We start from the raw sequence: 17,759 nt of genomic DNA on the forward strand, positions 1-17,759 counted from the left end.
CGTGCGGTGGTTTCGGGCCGCGGGGTTTCCCCGCGGCAGGTTCCAGCACTCGATCTTTTCGGCGCGTGACCGGACCTGCGCTGACGCGCAGACCTGGTCGCGCATCACCTGCTCAGTTGGGAAGCCACCGGCGCCACCTTTGCCCCGCCGATGCCCGCTTCGTCGACCTACCGCCAGTGGCTGGCCCGTGCCCTCGCCCATGCACTGCTGGCCGACGCCCTGCTGCCGGGCGGATGCCTGCGCGACGCATTGCTGGCGCGTGCGGCGAGCACCCTCGGCAAGCGTCCGGCGTGGCTCGCGGGCTTGGTCGATGCGCTGCTGCCCTTCGATCCGCTGCGTGAGGACGTCCAGGCGCTCGGCCGGCGCATCGCCGTCTTGCCGGCATTCGATCCAGCCTTCGATGCCGAACACCCGCCGCGCATCCGCCACCTGATCCTGCGGCCGGCGACGATGCTGCGCCGGCCGCTCGGCCTGCACGAGCTGGAACTGCCGGCACTGGCCACGCACGCCGATCTGGCGAGCTGGCTCGGCCTCGACAGCGAGCAGCTGGCCTGGCTCGCCGCGCCGGCGCGGGCCTGGCGCCCGCCCGGCGCCGGCGGGCGCGCCGCCGCCACGCACTACCGCTGCCTGCTGATGCCAAAGCGCAGCGGCGGCCTGCGCCTGATCGAGGCGCCGATGGCCACGCTGAAAGCGGTGCAGCGCCACCTGCTCGACGGACTGCTCGACCACGTGCCCGCGCACGAGGCCGCGATGGGCTACGTCAGCGGCCGCTCGGTGATCGATCACGCGGCGGCGCACGCCGGCCGCGCCGTCGTGCTGCGTTTCGACCTGCGCGATTTCTTCAACAGCATCCCCGCGTCACGCGTGCACGCGCTGTGGCACACGCTGGGCTATCCCGACGGTGCCGCGCGCACGCTGACCGCACTGACGACGGCGCGCACGCCGGTGGCGCTGCGCGAACGGCTGCAGGACGACGGCGGCCTCGATGTGCTCGGCGCGAAGCGGCTCGCCTCGGCGCACCTGCCGCAAGGCGCGCCGACCTCGCCGGCGCTCGCCAACCTGTGCTGCTTCCGGCTCGATCTGCGGCTGAACGGCCTGGCGAAGCGCTTCGACGCGTCGTATACGCGTTATGCCGACGACCTGGTGATCTCCGGCCCGGCGGCGTGCGCGAAGCGCCGGCGCGAGCTCCAGGCCTGGGTCGAGGCGATCGTGCGCGACGAGGGCTTCGCGCTGCAGCCGCGCAAGACGCTGACGATGCCCGCGCACCAGCGTCAGCAAGTGGCCGGCATCGTGGTCAATGCACACCCGAACCTCGACCGCGCGAGCTTCGATCGGCTGAAGGCCCGGCTGCACCGGTGCACGCGCGACGGGCCGTCGCCGGCAGACGACCCGCAGCAGCTGCGCGGCCAGCTCGCCTGGGTCACGCAGCTGAACCCGGCGCGCGGCGCCAAGCTCCAGAAGCTTTTCGAAGGCATCCGATGGCTGAACGTTGCCCCGTCCTCGACACCCGTGCGCTGAATCGCGCACTGCTGGCGCGGCAACTGCTGCTCGAGCGGGCCGCGTTGCCGCCGGTGAAGGCGATCGAGGCGCTGGCCGGCATGCAGACGCAGGCGCCGAACCCACCGTACATCGGCTTGTGGAGCCGGCTCGAAGGCTTCGAGCGCGCGGCGCTGGAAACCGCGCTTGCGAAACGCCGCGTCGTTCGGCTGGCGCTGATGCGCGCGACGCTGCACCTGGTCAGCGCGCGTGATGCGCTGGCCTGGCGCGCGCTGCTGACGCCGGTGCTCGAACGCGGCGTGCAGGCCAGCCGCGGCCGCCAGCTCGCCGGGCTGGCGCAGGCGGAGGTCGCTGCCGCAGCGCGGCCGCTGCTGGCCGCGGGACCGCTGACCAGCGCGCAGCTCGGTGCCGCGCTGCAGCAGCACTGGCCCGACCGGCCGGCCGACGCACTGGCGCAGGCCGCGCGCGCGCAGCTCGGGCTGGCCCAGCTGCCGCCGGCCGGATCCTGGAACGAGCGCCGCAGCGCGCCGCTCGGCCTGCTCGATCACTGGCTGCGCCAGACGCCGGCGAGCGCGGCGACGCCCGACACGCTGGTGCGCCGCTACCTCGCGGCGTTCGGCCCGGCGAGCGCGCGCGATGCGATGGTCTGGTCGGGACTGAGCGGCCTCGGCGCGGTGTTCGAGCGCCTGCGGCCGAGCCTGAAGACCTTTCGCGACAGCCAAGGCCGCGAGCTCTTCGACCTGCCGCGCGCACCGCGGCCGCGGGCCGACACGCCGGCGCCGGTGCGCTTCGTGCCCGAATGGGACAACCTGCTGCTGTCGCACGACGATCGGCGCCGCATCCTCGACCCGGCGCACAAGGCAGCGATCTTCACGGTCAACGGCATCATCCGCGCGACGGTGCTGGTCGACGGCTTCGTCGGCGCGACCTGGAACGTCGAGCGAGACGGCGATGCGGCAACGCTGGTGATCAGCGCGCTCGAACGCCCGAGCGCGGCAGCGCGCGCAGAGATGCGCGCCGAGGGTCTGCGGCTGCTCGCCTTCGTCGCGCCGGAGGCCACGCGGCGCGCGCTGCGATTCGCTTAAGCCGCGTCTTTCGGACGATAGGCGATCACGTCGATCTCGACCTTCGCATCGACCATCAGCCGCGCCTCGGTCGTCGAACGCGCGGGCTTGTTGCCGGCGAACTGTTCGAGATAGACCCGGTTGAAGGCGCCGAAGTCGCGCGCGTCGTGCAGCCAAACGGTTGCTTTGCACACATCGTCCAGCGTGCAACCCGCCAGCGCCAGCACCTGCTTCAGGTTCTCGAACACCTGACGCGTCTGCAGCTCGATGCCGCCGACGACGATCTCGCCGGCCGCATTGGCAGGCACCTGGCCGGAGACGTAGACGAAGTCACCGGCGCGCACGGCAGGCGAAAACGGACGCGGTTGGCGGTCGGAAGCGAGCGGCGGGTTGCCGAGGTGTTCGAGGGGCATGTCGGAATCTCCGTGACGGAGGCCGAATGATCACCGAACTGAAATGCAATTTCAATCACCAGCCAAGAATTGCGGGTTTTCACCGATTCTTGGTGCCATGTAGTCCTAATATCGTCCGTTCGCTGAAATTCCATTTCACGCCAACGGAGAACCCGGATGCTTCCCGCCTCCCGCCGGCATTGGCTGGCCCTGGTTGCCGGCAGCGGCGCCGCCTCGGCGCTGCCCTTCGCGAGCCATGCGCAGGCACCGAAGTCGGCGCTGAACCTGGCGATGGTTGCCGAGCCGCAGACGCTGGACCCGATGGCCTCGACCGCCGACCTGGTCGGCACGATCATGCAGCACGTCTACGAGCCGCTGTACACCTTCGATGCCAAGTGGGCGATCGTGCCGATGCTGGCAGAGGCGCTGCCGGCGGTGTCGAAGGACGGCCTGAAGTACACGATTGCGCTGCGCAAGGGCGTGCAACTGCACAGCGGGCGCGAGCTGACTGCCGACGACGTGGTCGCCAGCCTGAAGCGCTGGATGGAGATGGCGCCGCGCGGCAAGGCAGTGGGCAAGGAGCTGGCTTCGCTGGAGGCCAAGGGTCCGCACAGCGTCGAGCTGGTGTTGAAGGCGCCGTACGCGCCGCTGCTGCCGCAGCTCGCGTTGCCCAGCGGCATGGCGGCGATCATGGCCAAGGAGGCGATCGCCACGCCGCTGACGCAGTTCATCGGCACGGGGCCCTACCGCTTCAAGGAGCGGCGGCCGGACCAGTACGTGCTGCTGATCCGCTTCGAGCAGTACAGCGCGCGCAAGGAGGCGCCCAGCGGTTACGGCGGCAAGCGGGAAGCTGCTGTCGAGGAGCTGCGCTTCGTGCCGGTGCCGAATGCGAACACGCGCGTCGAAGGGGCGCTGGCCGGCCAGTTCCAGTACGCCGACCTGCTGCCGATCGAGGCGCTGCCGCGGCTGGAGAAGGCGGCGACGAAGACCGTGCCGGTGATGACGCCGTCGTTCGGCTTCCCCTACCTGGTGCTGAATACCAAGGAAGGCGCGATGGCCTCGCTGCCGCTGCGGCGCGCGCTGCAGATCGCCGTCGGCCAGGGCGAGATGCTGGCGGCCGGCTTCGGCGATACGCGTTTCTTCATCGCCGAAGGCAACCACTTTCCGAAGGGCACGCCGTATTACTCCGACGCCGGCGTGGCCGCGTACAACGAGCGCAATGCCGCGAAGGCCAAGGCCGCCGCCGAAGCCGCCGGCTACAAGGGCGAGACCATCCGCGTGCTGACCAGCCGGCAGTACGACTTCCACTACAACATGGCGCTGATCCTCGCCGAGCAGCTCAAACGCGCCGGCTTCAAGCCCGAGCTCAACGTCGTCGACTGGGCCACGCTGGTGCAGCGACGCAACGACCCGAAGCTGTGGGACCTGTACATCACGCACTCGGGCCAGTTCCCCGAGCCGATGCTGTCGCCGCCGCAACTGGGCGATGGCGCACCGGGCTGGTGGGGCACGCCGGCGAAGACCGCCGCGCTGGCCGCGTTCAACCAGGAAACCAACCCGGCGAAACGCGCCGCGCTGTGGGGTCCGATCCAGCGGGTCGTCTACGACGAGGTGCCGTACATCAACGTCGGCAAGTTCAACAGCCTGTCGGCGAAGGCGCCGAACCTCGAGGGCTACACGCCCGCAACGTGGCCGTTCTTCTGGAACGTGAAGCTGAAGGGCTGAGCGCCGCGATGTGGAAGTACCTGGGGTCACGACTGGCCGGCATGGCGGTCGTGATGGCGATCGTCGCGGTGCTGGTCTTCATGCTGACGCGCGCCGCATCGGGCGATCCGGTCGCGGTGCTGCTCGGTGACCAGGCCACGGCCGAAGACATCGCCCGCGTGCAGCAGCAGTACGGCCTCGATCGGCCGCTGCCGATCCAGTTCGGCTACTGGCTGAAGGAGCTGGCGCAGGGCAACCTCGGCCAATCGATCTTCCTGCAGCGGCCAGTGACCCAGGCGCTGGCCGAGCGGGCCGAGCCGACGACGCTGCTGGCGCTGCTGGCGGTGGCGATTGCCGCGCTGATCGGCGTGCCCGCCGGCATCGTCGGCGCGGTGTTCCGCGGCAAGTGGATCGACCAGGTCTTCACGTCGCTGGCGATGCTCGGGGCCAGCATTCCGAGCTTCTGGCTCGGCCTGGTGCTGATGCAACTGTTCGCAGTGTCGCTGGGCTGGTTCCCGGTGTCGGGTTATGGCGATCCCGGCGCGCCGCTGGCCGAGCGGCTGCGCCACCTGGTGCTGCCGGCTGCCGTGCTGGGCCTGCTGAACTCGGCGCTGATCATCCGCTTCACGCGCGCATCGATGCTCGACGTGCTGAACGAGGACTACGTGCGCACCGCGCGCGCCAAGGGCCTGCCCGAAAGGATCGTGATCCTGAAGCACGCGCTGCGCAACGCGCTGGTGCCGATCGTCACGGTGATCGGCCTGACGCTGGCGCTGATGATCGGCGGCGCGGTCGTCACCGAGACGGTGTTCGGCCTGCCCGGCGTCGGCAACTTGGTCGTCAGCGCGGTGCTGCGGCGCGACTACCCAGTGATCCAGGGCGCGCTGCTGGTGATCGCGGTGATCTACGTGGTGATCAACTTCCTCGTCGACCTGCTCTACACGGTGGTCGACCCGCGCGTGCGCTTCTAGAGACGATGAAAACTGCCCTGCTCAAGCTGTTCCGGCGCCGCGTCGTGCTGATCGCCGCACTGCTGCTGCTGGCGATCGGCCTGATCGCGCTGACCGCGCAATGGCTGACGCCGCACGACCCGAACGACACGGCAGTGCTGCAGCGCCTGAAAGGCCCGAGCGCCGACCACCTGCTCGGCACCGACGAGCTCGGCCGCGACCTCTTCTCGCGCATCGCCTTCGGCGGCCGCTATTCGCTGGCGATCGCCGCGCTGACGGCCCTCGGCGCGATCGTCGGCGGCACGCTGATGGGCCTGATCGCCGGCTTCTTCCGGCGGCTCGACGCGCCGATCATGCGCATCGTCGACGCGATGATGTCGCTGCCCGACATTCTGCTGGCGATTGCGCTGGTGGCGATCCTCGGGCCCTCGCTGCTGAACGTCGTGCTGGCGCTGGTGCTGGTTTACACGCCACGCGTCGCGCGGGTCGTGCGCGCCTCGACGCTGGTGGTGCGCGAGCTGCTGTTCGTCGAGGCGGCCCGCGCGCTGGGCCTGTCGACCCCGCGCATCCTCGGCCGCCACATCCTGCCCAACCTGGTGTCGCCGATCCTCGTGCAGTCGTCCTTCATCTTCGCCTACGCGATCCTCGCCGAAGCCGCGCTGTCCTTCCTCGGCGTCGGCGTGCCGCCGGAGATTCCGACCTGGGGCACGATGGTCGCCGGCAGCCAGCAGTACGCGCACCAGGCGATCGGCGTCGTGCTGTACCCGGGGCTGGCGATCATCGTCACGGCCTTGTCGCTGCAACTGCTCGGTGATGGCGTGCGCGACCTGCTGGATCCGCGCTTGAAGAAGTCGATGTGATGAGCACGCCACCGCGCCTCGAGGTCAACAACCTCAGCACCTGCTTCCACACCGACGAGGGCGCCGTGCATTCGGTCGCCGATGTCAGCTTCGCGATCCATCCGGGACAGACCACCGCGCTGGTCGGCGAATCGGGCTCCGGCAAGTCGGTGACCAGCCTGACGCTGATGCGCCTGCTCGCGCGCACCGCAAGGACCACGGTCAGCGGCGAGGCGTGGTTCGTCGATCGTGAGGGACGGCGGGTCGACCTGCTGCAGCTGCCAGAAGCGCAGATGCGCCGGATCCGCGGCAACCAGATCGCGATGATCTTCCAAGAGCCGATGACCAGCCTCAACCCTGTTTTCACGATCGGCGAGCAGATCGCCGAGAGCGTGCGGCTGCACAAGGGCGCCGACCGGCGCGGCGCACTCGCGCAGGCCCTGCGCATGCTGGAGCTGGTCGAGATCCCCGCGGCCGCGCAGCGCCTGCACGAGTATCCGCACCAGCTGTCCGGCGGCATGCGCCAGCGCGTGATGATCGCGCTGGCGATGGCCTGCGATCCGACGCTGCTGATTGCCGACGAGCCGACCACCGCGCTCGACGTGACGATCCAGGCGCAGATCCTCGAGCTGATGCGCCGGCTGCAGCGCGAGACCGGCACCAGCATCCTCTTCATCACGCACAACCTCGGCGTCGTCGCCCACCATGCCGACCAGGTCGCGGTGATGTACGCCGGCCGCATCGTCGAGACCGCGCCCGTGCGCGAGCTGTTCGCGCGGCCGCGCCACCCGTACACGCAGGGCCTGCTCGCCTGCCTGCCGGCCCGGCAGCCGCGCTTTTCTGGCGTTAGCGGCCCGCGTCGCCTGATCGCCATCCGCGGCCAGGTCGCCAGCCCGTTCGCGCCGCCGCCGGGCTGCGCCTTCGCGCCGCGCTGCGACCATGTGCGCGCCGAGTGCGATGCCGCGATGCCGGCCCTGCGCGACGACGGCGCGCAGCGGCAGACGCGCTGCGTGCTGACCCACGCCGACCTCGGAGCCCTCGCCGCATGAACGCTTCTCCGGCGCTGATCGAAGTCAAGCAGCTCAAGCGCTACTTCGGCCCCACCGCGCGGCCGGTGCGCGCGGTCGACGACGTGTCGTTCACGATCCAGCCCGGCGAGACGCTCGGGCTGGTCGGCGAGTCGGGCTCGGGCAAGAGCACCATCGGGCGCACGCTGCTGCGGTTGATCGATGCCAGTTCGGGCCAGGTGCTGTACCGCGGCGAGGACCTGGGCACTGCGGCGCCGAAGCGCATGCGTGCGCTGCGCAGCAAGCTGCAGATCATCTTCCAGGACCCCTATGCGAGCCTGAACCCGAAGATGCGCATCGGCGCGATCCTCGGCGAGGCGCTGGCGGCGCACGGCCTGGCGCGCGGCAAGGGTGAATCCGAGGCCCGCATCGCCGAGCTGCTGCAGCTCGTCGGCTTGCGGCCCGAGCACGCCAGCCGTTACCCGCACGAATTTTCCGGCGGCCAGCGCCAGCGCATCGGCATCGCGCGGGCGCTGGCGGTGGAGCCCGAATTCATCGTCGCCGACGAGCCGCTGTCGGCCCTCGATGTGTCGATCCAGGCCCAGGTCGTCAACCTGCTGAGCGAGCTGCGCGAGCGCTTGCAGCTGACGATGCTGTTCATCTCGCACGACCTCGATGTCGTCGAGTACCTGTGTGACCGCGTGATCGTGCTGTACCTCGGCCGCGTGATGGAGGTGGCGCGCACCGAGGACCTGTTCGAGCGCCCGCTGCATCCGTACACGCAGGCGCTGCTGGCCGCCTCGCCGAAACCGGACCCGGAGATCCCGACGCAGCGCATCGTGCTGAAGGGGGACATTCCGAGCCCGGTGGACCCACCGTCCGGCTGCGTCTTTCGCACCCGCTGCCCGCATGCCATCGACGCCTGCGCCGTCACGCGGCCGGCCCTGGAAGAATGCGCACCCGGCCGCTTCTCGGCCTGCATCCGCATCAAGGAACTCTTCGCATGAACGACGTGCTCGACCCGCTGCTGGATCCCACCAGCAAGGGCTACCCGGCGTCCGCGCCGCCGCTGAGGCGCTCGCAGATCGGCGCGCAGGGCTGGAGCGTGCTCGATGGCGACCTGCCGCTGCCTTTGGCCGTCATCAAGCGCAGCGCGCTGCAGCACAACCTGCAGTGGATGCAGCGCTTCTGCGATGAGCGCGGCATCGGCCTGGCGCCGCACGGCAAGACGTCGATGTCGCCGCAGCTGTTCCAGCGCCAGCTCCATGCCGGCGCCTGGGGCCTGACGCTGGCGACGGTCGGCCAGGCGCGGGTCGCCGTCGAGGCCGGCGCGCGGCGCATCCTGATCGCCAATCAGGTGCTGGCCGATGCCGATCTGCGGGCCATCGCGGCATTGAAGACGCAGCACGAGGGCCTGCGCCTGCTGTTCCTGCTCGACTCGATTGCGCAGCTCGAGTTGATCGAGGCGAGGCAGCCGGCGACGCCTTTCGAAGTCCTGCTCGAGGTCGGCCTGCCCGGCGGCCGCACCGGCTGCCGCACGACCGAAGCCGCCACGGAACTGGCCCGCCGCGCGCATGCGAGTCCCGCCGTCACGCTCGCCGGCGTCGAGTGTTACGAGGGCCTGGCTGCGCAGGGCGACGATGCCCAGGACCGCGCCTTCACCGACGCGCTGATGCAGCGTGTCACCGAGATCGCGCTGCTGGCCGACCGCGAAAACCTGTTCGACAACGACGAGGTCATCGTCTCGGCGGGCGGCTCGGCGATCTTCGACCTCGTCGTGCCGGGACTGAAACCACAGCTGACGCGAAAAGTGAGCGGCCTGCTGCGCTCCGGCTGCTACGTGACGCACGACCAGGGCAACTACCGGCGGCTGGTGTCGCTGGTCAACCAGCGCGTCGGCTGCAGCGACGCCGAGGGCCTGCAAGCAGCGATGGAAGTTTGGGCCGTCGTGCAGTCGCTGCCCGAACCGGGTCTGGCGATCCTCGCGGTCGGCAAGCGCGACATCTCGTCCGACCTCGGCTGGCCGATCCCGCTGCAGGTGATCGCGCGCGGCCGCCGCACGCTGCAACCCGTGCCGGCCGACTGGACGATCAGCGGCCTGAACGACCAGCACGGCTACCTGCGCGGCGAGCTCGGCAGTCTGGCCGTCGGCGACCGCATCGTGCTCGGCCTGTCGCACCCCTGCACCACCTTCGACAAGTGGCGCTGGATGCCGATCGTCGACGACGCGTACCGCGTGATCGACGCGATCGTCACTTGTTTTTGACACCGACATGACCAGCGTCCTGCAACGCATCACCGAGCTGCTGGCCGAGGGCGCCGAGCCGCTGTCGGCGGCGCGGCGCGAGGTGCTGGCCCTGATCCGCAGCGACCCCGAGCGCGCGTTGAACGAGAGTTTCGAGGCGCTGGCCGAGCGCTCGGGCAGCTCGGTGCCGACGATCATGCGCACCGCGCGCGACCTGGGCTTCGCGGGGCTGCGCGAATTCAAGCTCGCGCTGGCGCAGGAGCTGGCGGTCAGCGGCTCGCCGCTGCACCGGCGCGTGCAGCTCGACGACAGCACCGAGCAGGTCGTCTCGAAGGTGATCAAGAGCGCCGCCGCCGCGGTCAACGGCGTGCAGGCGCAGCTGAGCACCGATGCGCTCGAGGCCGCCGCGGCGGCGATCGTGCGCGCGTCGCGCATCGATTGCTGGTGCGTCGGCGCGACCTCGTCGTTCATGGCCTCGGACATGCAGGCGCGCCTGTTCCGCATGGGCCTGGTGGCCAACGCCTACCTCGACCAGCACCTGCAGCTGGTGTCGGCGGCGACGCTCGACTCGGGCAGCGTCGCGTTCGCGATCTCGCACGTCGGCGGCATGCCTTCGTTGATGGAAGCGGTGGCCGTCGCGCGTGCGCAGAAGGCCACCGTCATCGCGCTGACGCAGGCCGGCACCCCCCTGGCGAAACAGGCCGACATCGTGCTCGGCATCCGCGTGCCCGAGGACCCGGTGATGCATGTCGGCACCGAGGCCTACCTCGCGCACCTGACCGTGATCGAGGTGCTGACGGTGCTGATCGCGCAGCGCCTGGGCGACAAGGCGGTGCGGCGGCTGGCCGGCGTGCGCCAGGTGCTGGCGACGCACGGGCTCGATACGCGGCATCACCCGCAGCTGAACTGGGGCGAAGCGGAGTGAGCCGAGGCCATCTGCTCACCGGCGGGCTGGTGATCGACGGCAGCGGTGCGGCCGGCGTCGAGGCCGACGTGCTGCTGATCGGCGAGCGCATCGCGGCGATCGGGCACGCCCTGCCGCTGACGCACGATGTGAGCGGCCTCGCGCACCATGACTGCCGCGGCCGCGTGGTCGCGCCCGGCTTCATCGACGTGCACACCCACGACGACGCGATCGTGCTGCAGCAGCCGGCGATGACGCCGAAGTTGTCGCAAGGCATCACGACGGTGATCGCCGGCAACTGCGGCATCTCGCTGCTGCCCTGGCTCAGCGACGATCCGCCGCCGCCCTTGAACCTGCTCGGCCGCGACTCGTTCCGCCACGCCAGCGTCGCGAGTTACCGCGAAGCGTTCGACGCCGCGCGGCCGGCAGTCAACGTCGCGCTGCTGATCGGCCACACGACGCTGCGTTTCGCGACGATGGACCGGCTCGACCGCGCGGCGACACCGGCTGAAGTGAAGCGCATGGCCGCGCTGCTCGACGGCTGCCTCGCCGACGGTGCGATCGGCCTGTCGTCGGGGCTGTTCTACGAGCCGGCCTTCGCTGCGCCGCCCGAGGAGCTGCTGCCGCTCGCGCGCACCGTCGCGCGCCATGGCGGCGTCTATGCGACGCACCTGCGCAGCGAGATGCAGGCGATCATCGAGGCGCTGCACGAAGCCGGCGACACCGCCTTCGAAGGTGGCGTGCCGCTGGTGATCTCGCACCACAAGTGCGCCGGCCCGGCCAACTGGGGCCGCACGCGCGAGACGCTGCCGCTGATCGAGGCGCTGGCGCGGCGGCAGCCGCTGGCGCTCGATGTCTACCCCTACACCGCGGGCTCGACGGTGCTGCGCGAGGACCTGGTCGACGGCGTGATCGACGTGCGCCTGACCTGGTCCGAACCCTATCCGGACATGAGCGGCCGACTGCTCGCCGACATCGCCGCCGAATGGGGCGTCTCGCAGCAGCAGGCCTGCCGCCGGCTGCAGCCGGGCGGCGCGTGTTATTTCCAGATGCACGAGGACGACGTCGCGCGGGTGATCGCGCACCCGATGAGCATGATCGGCTCCGACGGCCTGCCGCACGATCGCCATCCGCATCCGCGGCTGTGGGGCGCGTTTCCGCGCGTGCTGGCGCACTACTGCCGCGATCGCGGCCTGCTGACGCTGGAGCAGGCGGTGCACAAGATGACCGGGCTGTCGGCGCGCCACTTCCGCCTGAATGAGCGCGGCGGCCTGCAGCCGGGCTGGTTCGCCGACGTCACGGTCTTCGATCCGGCCCGCGTGCAGGACCGCGCGACCTATGACGATCCGCAGGCGCCGAGCGCAGGCATCACGCAGGTCTTCGTCAACGGCGTGCTGAGCCACCGCGGCGAGGATCGCGCTGGCGAAACCCTGCCGCGCGCCGGACGCCTGCTGCGGCACGCAGCGGCGTGACGGAGCCTGCCGCTAGCTAGACCCCCGCCGCCGGCAGGCACAGCGAGAACGTGCTGCCGTGCTCGGCCCGGCTCTTCACGCCGATCGCGCCGCCCATGCGCTCGATCAACTGCTTGCAGATCACCAGGCCGATGCCGGTGCCCTGGCTGTCGGTGCGGCCGAGGCGGTTGAAGGGCTGGAACAGCTGCGACTGCTGCGTCGGTGTCAGCCCGATGCCGCTGTCGACGACCTCGACGCAGACCTCGCCGTCGGGCGCCGCGGCGCCGCGCACCTCGACCCAGCCGCCGGGCTTGTTGTACTTGATGGCGTTCGACAGCAGGTTGTGCAGCACCTGCTCGAGCCGCACCGGGTCGGCCATCACGCGCAGCCGCCACAGTTCGTCGAGCTCGCAGCGCAGCTTCAGCGATTGCGCCTGCGCCGCCGGTTCGGCCAGCGCCAGGCAGCGCGCCAGCACCTCGCCGAGCACGGTCGGCCGAATCTCCAGCGACAAGGTGCCGGCCTCCAGCCGCGAGAAGCTCATCATGTCCTCGATCAGCAGCAGCAGGTGGCGCGCCGCATCCTCGATGTGGCCGATGCGCTTGCGCTGCGTGTCGTCGACCGGGTGGCCGGGGTCGACGGCCAGCAGCTGCGCGTAGCCGAGCACCGCATTCAGCGGCGTGCGCAGCTCGTGGCTGACCTGCGCCATGAACTGCGACTTCGCCGCGTTCGCCATCTCGGCGGTCTGGCGCGCGCGGTCGGCGTCCTGCAGGCGCTGGCGCTCGGTCAGCTCCTCGCGCAGCTGCGCGGTGCGCTGCGCCACCAGCCGCCGCAGCGAGCGGTTCCACGCCAGCACGATCAGCAGCCCGGCCAGCACCGCCGCCAGCAGCACGCCGATGGTCCACAGCAGCTGGCGGCTGAAGGCGCCGGAATCCGGGTTGGCGAGGAACCAGCGGTCGGCCATCGCCTGGCGCTCGGCCGGATCGATGCGCGTGAGCGCCTTGTCGAGGATGCGGCCGAGCATCGGCCAGTCCTTGCGGTAGCCGATGCCCAGGTCGTAGGCGAAGCCGACATCGCCGGCGATCTGCAGGTTGCCGATGCCTTGCGTGCGCATCAGGTAGGTGGCGCCGGCGAGGTCGAGCACGCCCGCATTGACCTCGCCCGAGGCCAGCGCACGCAGCAGCAGCTTGTCGTCGGCCATCACGACCTGCGGGTTGGCGGGGAACCGCTCGGCGAGGAAGGGGCCGACCGCGTAGTTCTTGCTGACCGCCACGCGCTCGCCCATCTGCAGCTCGGGCGCCAGCGCCCGGCCGGCTTCGCGTCGCCGCACCAGCACCGCAGGCACCGACACATACGGCCGCGAGAAGCCGAGCGTCTGGCGGCGTTCGGGCGTGTCGCGCAGCGACATCAGCACGTCGATCTCGCCTTGGCCCAGGCGCTGCAGGTTGAAGCTGAAGCCCGCCGGCGGCTGGCGTTCGAAACGCAGGCCGGTCAACTGCTCGATGCGCTGCACGTAGTCGATCGACAGCCCGCGCACCTGGCCATCGCCGTCGATGAAGGTGAACGGCCCGTAGTCACTGCTGGTGGCCAGCCGCACCGTGGGGTGCGCGTTGACCCAGGCCCGCTCGTCGGGAGACAGCAGGTCCTCGGCCGTTTGCGCTGCCGGCGCCAGCGTCAGCACCAGCACCATGGCCAGCCCGAGCATTCGCCAGCGGCGCCGCAGCAAGCCGGATGTGTGCATACGCGCTCCCAGGGCGGCGGAAACAAGGCCGCTGCCGGGCCAGCATAACCAGCCTGAACGCGCAGACACCAGCAAAAAATACAAAAATGCAAAAAATGTTTCGGCGCCACCGCCGGCTGGCGATGGGCGGCCGGTGCGGAAAACGCGAGCGCCGGTCACGGCGCACTGCGCGCCATCCGTCGGATGGGGGCTGCGCATGCCACCGGCCGCTCCTAGAATCGCCGCCACCTCAGGGAAGGGGTCCAGGGAGGATCGATGGATTTCCAGAACACGATGCCGCTGCCGCCGGCAGCCGCACCCGTCCAGTCGCGTGCCGCACCGGTACGCCGGGCCACGGCGCCGCCGCCCAGCGCGGGCAACCTGCCGCTGCGCTTCACCGGCTCCGGCAGCGAGTACTTCCGCATCTGGATCGTCAATCTGCTGCTGACGATCGTCACGCTCGGGCTGTACCACCCGTTCGCCAAGGCGCGGCGATTGCGCTACTTCCACGCCAACACCGTCGTCGGCGGCCACGCGCTCGGCTTCCACGGTGACCCGTGGAAGATGCTGCGCGGCTTCCTGCTGATGCTGGTCTTCGGGGCGGTCTACGTCGGCGCCGGGCAGTTCTCGGTCACCGCCGGTGCGCTGGCCGGCGCCGCGTTCGCGCTGCTGTGGCCGGCGCTGTGGCAATCGTCGCTGCGCTTCCGCCTGGCCAACACCAGCTGGCGCGGGCTGCGCATGCGCTTCGACGGCGACCTGCGCGGCGCCTATGCCGCGCTGCTGCCGCTGCTGTTGCCGCTTGCCGTGATGCTGGTCGCCAGCGCGGGCCTCGGCCAGCCGGGCCAGCCCGAGCCCTCGGCGCTGCGCGCGGCGATCGCCGGCTTCAGCATGCTGGCCATCGCACTGCTGCTGCCGTACACGCTGGCGCGCATCAAGCGCTACCAGCACGGGCACTACGCGCTGGCCGGCGAGGTCACGCAGCTCGACGTGCGCACCCGCTCCTTCTACGGCTGGGCGCTGCGCACCTTCTTAGTCAGCGTGCTGCCGCTGGGGCTGATCGGCATCGCCGCGGCCGCGGTGCTGCCCGACATGCGCCACCTGCGGGGCGACGCGGCGCTCCGGGCCTCGATCGGCTTCGGTGGGCTGCTGCTGCTGGCTTACCTGGTGACCCTGCTGCTGACGCAGTCGTATGCGGTCGCGCGGCTGCAGAACCTGGTCTGGAGCGCCACGCGCTCGCCGCGGCTGAGCTTCGACAGCCGGCTCGGCTTCGGCGCGCTGATGGGGCTGATGGCCAAGAACCTGGTGCTGATGCTGGTGACGCTGGGGCTGTACCGGCCCTTCGCGGTGATCGCGATGACCCGGCTGCGGCTCGAAGCGGTGAGCATCGATGCCGCCGACGACATCGAGCAATGGAGCGCCGCAGCGGCGGCGCGCGGCACCCCTGAAGCGGCCGGCGACGCCGCGGGCGACCTGCTGGGCATCGACATCGGGCTGTGACCGAACCGCCGGTCCTCGTCGCCGACTACTTCGACGGCCACTCGGCGCGCGCGCAGCCGGTGCGGCTCGCGATCCGCGAGCGCCGGCTGCTGATCGAGGGCGACGGGGTCAGCCGCAGCGTGCCGTTGCGCCAGGTCGGCTGGCCGGAGCGCCAGCGCCACGGCGCGCGCCAGGCGTACCTGCCGGGGCAGGGGCTGATCAGCGCTCCGGACGCCGCGGCCTGGGATGCCTGGGCCACCGCGAGCGGCCTGCGCGAGCGGCTGGTGGTGCGCTGGATGCAGAGCTGGCGCGGCGTCGCGCTGGCCGCAGCGCTGCTGGTCGTGGTGCTGGTCGGCAGCTGGCGCTGGGGCCTGCCGGCGGCAGCGCACGGGTTGGTCGCGCTGACGCCGATCGGCGTCGACGAGCAGCTCGGCGCGCTGGCTTTCGAGCAGTTCGAGCACCAGTGGCTGCAGCCGAGCAAGCTGCCAACCGAACGGCAGGCCGCGCTGCGCGCCCGCTTCGCAGCCGCGCTCGAACGCGGCCAGGCGGTCGAGCGCGCGCGCGGCGCCGCCGCGCCGCTGCCCGCCTGGCAGCTGCACTTTCGCGCGTCGACCGAGCGCGGCCTCGGCGCCAATGCCTTCGCGCTGCCGGGCGGCCACATCGTGGTCACCGACGCGCTGGTCGAGCTGCTCACCGACCGGCCCGACGTGCTGGTCGGCGTGCTCGGCCACGAGCTCGGCCACGTGCGCCATCGCCACGGCATGCGCTCGGTGGTGCAGGTCGGGCTGCTGAGCGCGCTGTCCTCGCTGGTACTGGGCGACTTCTCGACGCTGCTGACCGCCGCGCCGGTGCTGCTCGGCCAGGCGGCGTATGCGCGCGAGTTCGAATTCCAGGCCGATGCCGATGCGGCGCGGCTGATGCGCGCCAACGGCATCGACCCGGCGGACTTCGGCGTGCTGTTCGAGCGGCTGCGCCGGCAGCAGCAGGCCAGGCCCGGCATCGAGCTGCCGATCGGCCTGGCGACGCACCCGCCGGACGCCGAGCGGGTCCGCCGCATGCGCGAGGCAGCGCCGGGGCCCTGAATAGAATTCGCGGTTTGCCGCGCCGCCTTCGGACACCGCCATGACGCTCTCGACCCTCACCGCCTTGTCGCCGCTGGACGGCCGCTATTCCAGCCGCATGACGGCGCTGCGGCCGCTGATGTCGGAGTTCGGGCTGATGCACCGGCGCGTGCAGGTCGAGGTCGAATGGTTCATCGCGCTGACCGATGCCGGCTTCGGCGAGCTGAAATCCCTGGGCGAGGTGTCGCGCGGCTACCTGCGCTCGCTGGTGCTGCGCTTCTGCGAGAACGACGCCAAGGCGATCAAGGACATCGAGAAGACCACCAACCACGACGTCAAGGCGGTCGAGTACTGGCTGAAAGCGCGCTTCAAGGGCCACGCCGACCTGGAAGCGGCGGCCGAGTTCGTGCACTTCGCCTGCACCAGCGAGGACATCAACAACACCAGCCATGCGCTGATGCTGAAGGCCGCGCGCGAGCAGGTGCTGCTGCCGGCGCTCGACGGCGTGGTCGACCGGCTGCGCACGATGGCGCACACGCTGGCCGAGCTGCCGATGTTGAGCCGCACGCACGGCCAGACGGCCAGCCCGACCACCGTCGGCAAGGAGATCGCCAACGTCGTCGCGCGGCTGCAGCGCGCGCGCGAGCGCATCGCGCAGGTGCCGCTGCTGGCGAAGATGAACGGCGCTGTCGGCAACTACAACGCGCACCTGGCCGCGTACCCCGAGTTCGACTGGGAGGCCTTCAGCCGCAAGGTCGTCGAGCAGCGCCTCGGGCTGGCCTTCAACCCCTACACGATCCAGATCGAGCCGCACGACTACATGGCCGAGCTGTTCGATGCGATGACCCGCTGCAACACGATCCTGATCGACTGGTCGCGCGACGTCTGGGGCTACATCTCGCTCGGCTATTTCAAGCAGCGGCTGAAGGAAGGCGAGGTCGGCTCGTCGACGATGCCGCACAAGGTCAACCCGATCGACTTCGAGAACGCCGAGGGCAATTTCGGCCTCGCCAATGCGCTGCTGGCGCACCTGGCGCAGAAGCTGCCGATCAGCCGCTGGCAGCGCGACCTGACCGATTCGACCGTGCTGCGCAACATGGGCAGCGCGCTCGGTTATGCGCTGCTGGGCCTCGATTCGCTGACGCGCGGCCTGGACAAGCTCGAAGTGCACCGCGAGGCGCTGGCCGACGATCTGGACGGCGCGTGGGAAGTGATGGCCGAAGCCATCCAGACCGTGATGCGCCGCCACGGCCTGCCCGAGCCCTACGAGCAGCTGAAGAAGTTCACCCGCGGCCAGCCGATGACGCAGGCACTGATGCAGGGCTTCATCGCCGGCCTCGCGCTGCCTGACGCCGAAAAGGAGCGGCTGCTGAAGATGACGCCGGCGGGCTACACCGGCGCCGCGGCGTCCCTGGCGAAGCGGGTGTAGGGCGACCCCGTTCGCCGCGCCGG

15 protein-coding genes are annotated in these 17,759 nt (G+C 70.7%); 13 read left to right on the forward strand and 2 right to left on the reverse strand.

The genetic code is table 11. From position 1 onward, the window contains the following. The first annotated feature begins 150 nt into the window (after positions 1 to 150). Positions 151 to 1,518, forward strand: a complete 1,368-nt coding sequence (locus HLB44_RS04730) for a reverse transcriptase family protein (RefSeq protein ID WP_173121071.1) — start codon at positions 151 to 153, stop codon at positions 1,516 to 1,518. Continuing rightward, complete coding sequence (locus HLB44_RS04735) at positions 1,479 to 2,582, forward strand: winged helix DNA-binding domain-containing protein (protein WP_173121073.1); 1,104 nt, start codon at positions 1,479 to 1,481, stop codon at positions 2,580 to 2,582. Before HLB44_RS04730 ends, HLB44_RS04735 begins: the two co-directional genes overlap by 40 nt. On the opposite strand, the gene HLB44_RS04740 is transcribed toward HLB44_RS04735, so the two are convergent. Beyond that, on the reverse strand, positions 2,579 to 2,974 hold the full coding sequence (locus tag HLB44_RS04740; RefSeq protein WP_173121075.1) for a RidA family protein: 396 nt from the start codon (positions 2,972 to 2,974) through the stop codon (positions 2,579 to 2,581). The two genes, HLB44_RS04735 and HLB44_RS04740, sit on opposite strands and share 4 nt — an antisense overlap. 156 nt (positions 2,975 to 3,130) lie before the next feature. Between HLB44_RS04740 and HLB44_RS04745 the strand changes: the two genes are divergently transcribed. The 8 genes from HLB44_RS04745 to HLB44_RS04780 are packed head-to-tail and all read left to right on the forward strand — an operon-like array spanning position 3,131 to position 12,074. Further along, positions 3,131 to 4,678, forward strand: a complete 1,548-nt coding sequence (locus HLB44_RS04745; protein ID WP_173121077.1) for an ABC transporter substrate-binding protein — start codon at positions 3,131 to 3,133, stop codon at positions 4,676 to 4,678. Between the two features lie 8 nt (positions 4,679 to 4,686). After that, positions 4,687 to 5,628 (forward strand): ABC transporter permease, encoded by a 942-nt coding sequence (locus tag HLB44_RS04750; protein WP_173121079.1) that lies wholly within the window; start codon positions 4,687 to 4,689, stop codon positions 5,626 to 5,628. Between the two features lie 5 nt (positions 5,629 to 5,633). After that, entirely contained in the window at positions 5,634 to 6,467 is an 834-nt protein-coding gene (locus HLB44_RS04755; RefSeq protein ID WP_173121081.1) for an ABC transporter permease, read from the forward strand. Continuing rightward, positions 6,467 to 7,495 carry an ABC transporter ATP-binding protein gene (locus tag HLB44_RS04760; protein ID WP_173121084.1) on the forward strand — a complete coding sequence of 343 codons (1,029 nt, stop codon included), beginning with the start codon at positions 6,467 to 6,469 and terminating at the stop codon, positions 7,493 to 7,495. Before HLB44_RS04755 ends, HLB44_RS04760 begins: the two co-directional genes overlap by 1 nt. Next, a complete protein-coding gene (locus HLB44_RS04765; protein ID WP_173121086.1) occupies positions 7,492 to 8,460 on the forward strand; it encodes an ABC transporter ATP-binding protein in 969 nt (322 codons plus the stop codon). The genes HLB44_RS04760 and HLB44_RS04765 overlap by 4 nt, the downstream gene beginning before the upstream one ends. Next, positions 8,457 to 9,719 carry an amino acid deaminase gene (locus tag HLB44_RS04770; protein WP_173121088.1) on the forward strand — a complete coding sequence of 421 codons (1,263 nt, stop codon included), beginning with the start codon at positions 8,457 to 8,459 and terminating at the stop codon, positions 9,717 to 9,719. The genes HLB44_RS04765 and HLB44_RS04770 overlap by 4 nt, the downstream gene beginning before the upstream one ends. Positions 9,720 to 9,726: 7 nt before the next feature. Continuing rightward, the gene (locus tag HLB44_RS04775) at positions 9,727 to 10,623 is read left to right on the forward strand and encodes a MurR/RpiR family transcriptional regulator (protein WP_173121090.1); all 897 of its coding nucleotides are present in this window, start codon (positions 9,727 to 9,729) and stop codon (positions 10,621 to 10,623) included. After that, entirely contained in the window at positions 10,620 to 12,074 is a 1,455-nt protein-coding gene (locus tag HLB44_RS04780; RefSeq protein WP_173121092.1) for an amidohydrolase family protein, read from the forward strand. Before HLB44_RS04775 ends, HLB44_RS04780 begins: the two co-directional genes overlap by 4 nt. 16 nt (positions 12,075 to 12,090) lie before the next feature. Here the strand turns inward: HLB44_RS04780 and HLB44_RS04785 are convergent, their stop codons facing one another. Next, the gene (locus tag HLB44_RS04785) at positions 12,091 to 13,791 is read right to left on the reverse strand and encodes an ATP-binding protein (protein WP_173121094.1); all 1,701 of its coding nucleotides are present in this window, start codon (positions 13,789 to 13,791) and stop codon (positions 12,091 to 12,093) included. Positions 13,792 to 14,046: 255 nt separating this feature from the next. On the opposite strand from HLB44_RS04785, the gene HLB44_RS04790 reads away from it, so the two are divergent. From HLB44_RS04790 to purB, 3 genes are read left to right on the forward strand one after another with little or no spacing between them, the layout of a single operon-like run. Further along, positions 14,047 to 15,267 (forward strand): YjgN family protein, encoded by a 1,221-nt coding sequence (locus HLB44_RS04790; RefSeq protein WP_173121096.1) that lies wholly within the window; start codon positions 14,047 to 14,049, stop codon positions 15,265 to 15,267. Further along, on the forward strand, positions 15,264 to 16,328 hold the full coding sequence (locus HLB44_RS04795; protein ID WP_173121098.1) for a M48 family metalloprotease: 1,065 nt from the start codon (positions 15,264 to 15,266) through the stop codon (positions 16,326 to 16,328). Before HLB44_RS04790 ends, HLB44_RS04795 begins: the two co-directional genes overlap by 4 nt. A 40-nt stretch (positions 16,329 to 16,368) precedes the next feature. Next, on the forward strand, positions 16,369 to 17,736 hold the full coding sequence (purB, locus tag HLB44_RS04800; RefSeq protein ID WP_173121100.1) for an adenylosuccinate lyase: 1,368 nt from the start codon (positions 16,369 to 16,371) through the stop codon (positions 17,734 to 17,736). Positions 17,737 to 17,759 lie beyond the last annotated feature (23 nt).

Source organism: Pseudaquabacterium terrae, assembly GCF_013266755.1.
Lineage (GTDB): Bacteria > Pseudomonadota > Gammaproteobacteria > Burkholderiales > Burkholderiaceae_C > Pseudaquabacterium > Pseudaquabacterium terrae.

Bases quoted from the DNA above. Each gene is read 5' to 3' on its own strand.
- HLB44_RS04740 (WP_173121075.1), bottom strand. From the start codon at position 2,974: ATGCCCCTCGAACACCTCGGCAACCCGCCGCTCGCTTCCGACCGCCAA.
- HLB44_RS04785 (WP_173121094.1), bottom strand. From the start codon at position 13,791: ATGCACACATCCGGCTTGCTGCGGCGCCGCTGGCGAATGCTCGGGCTG.
- HLB44_RS04735 (WP_173121073.1), top strand. From the start codon at position 1,479: ATGGCTGAACGTTGCCCCGTCCTCGACACCCGTGCGCTGAATCGCGCA.
- HLB44_RS04750 (WP_173121079.1), top strand. From the start codon at position 4,687: ATGTGGAAGTACCTGGGGTCACGACTGGCCGGCATGGCGGTCGTGATG.
- HLB44_RS04770 (WP_173121088.1), top strand. From the start codon at position 8,457: ATGAACGACGTGCTCGACCCGCTGCTGGATCCCACCAGCAAGGGCTAC.
- HLB44_RS04760 (WP_173121084.1), top strand. From the start codon at position 6,467: ATGAGCACGCCACCGCGCCTCGAGGTCAACAACCTCAGCACCTGCTTC.
- HLB44_RS04745 (WP_173121077.1), top strand. From the start codon at position 3,131: ATGCTTCCCGCCTCCCGCCGGCATTGGCTGGCCCTGGTTGCCGGCAGC.
- purB (WP_173121100.1), top strand. From the start codon at position 16,369: ATGACGCTCTCGACCCTCACCGCCTTGTCGCCGCTGGACGGCCGCTAT.
- HLB44_RS04765 (WP_173121086.1), top strand. From the start codon at position 7,492: ATGAACGCTTCTCCGGCGCTGATCGAAGTCAAGCAGCTCAAGCGCTAC.
- HLB44_RS04730 (WP_173121071.1), top strand. From the start codon at position 151: ATGCCCGCTTCGTCGACCTACCGCCAGTGGCTGGCCCGTGCCCTCGCC.
- HLB44_RS04755 (WP_173121081.1), top strand. From the start codon at position 5,634: ATGAAAACTGCCCTGCTCAAGCTGTTCCGGCGCCGCGTCGTGCTGATC.
- HLB44_RS04790 (WP_173121096.1), top strand. From the start codon at position 14,047: ATGGATTTCCAGAACACGATGCCGCTGCCGCCGGCAGCCGCACCCGTC.
- HLB44_RS04775 (WP_173121090.1), top strand. From the start codon at position 9,727: ATGACCAGCGTCCTGCAACGCATCACCGAGCTGCTGGCCGAGGGCGCC.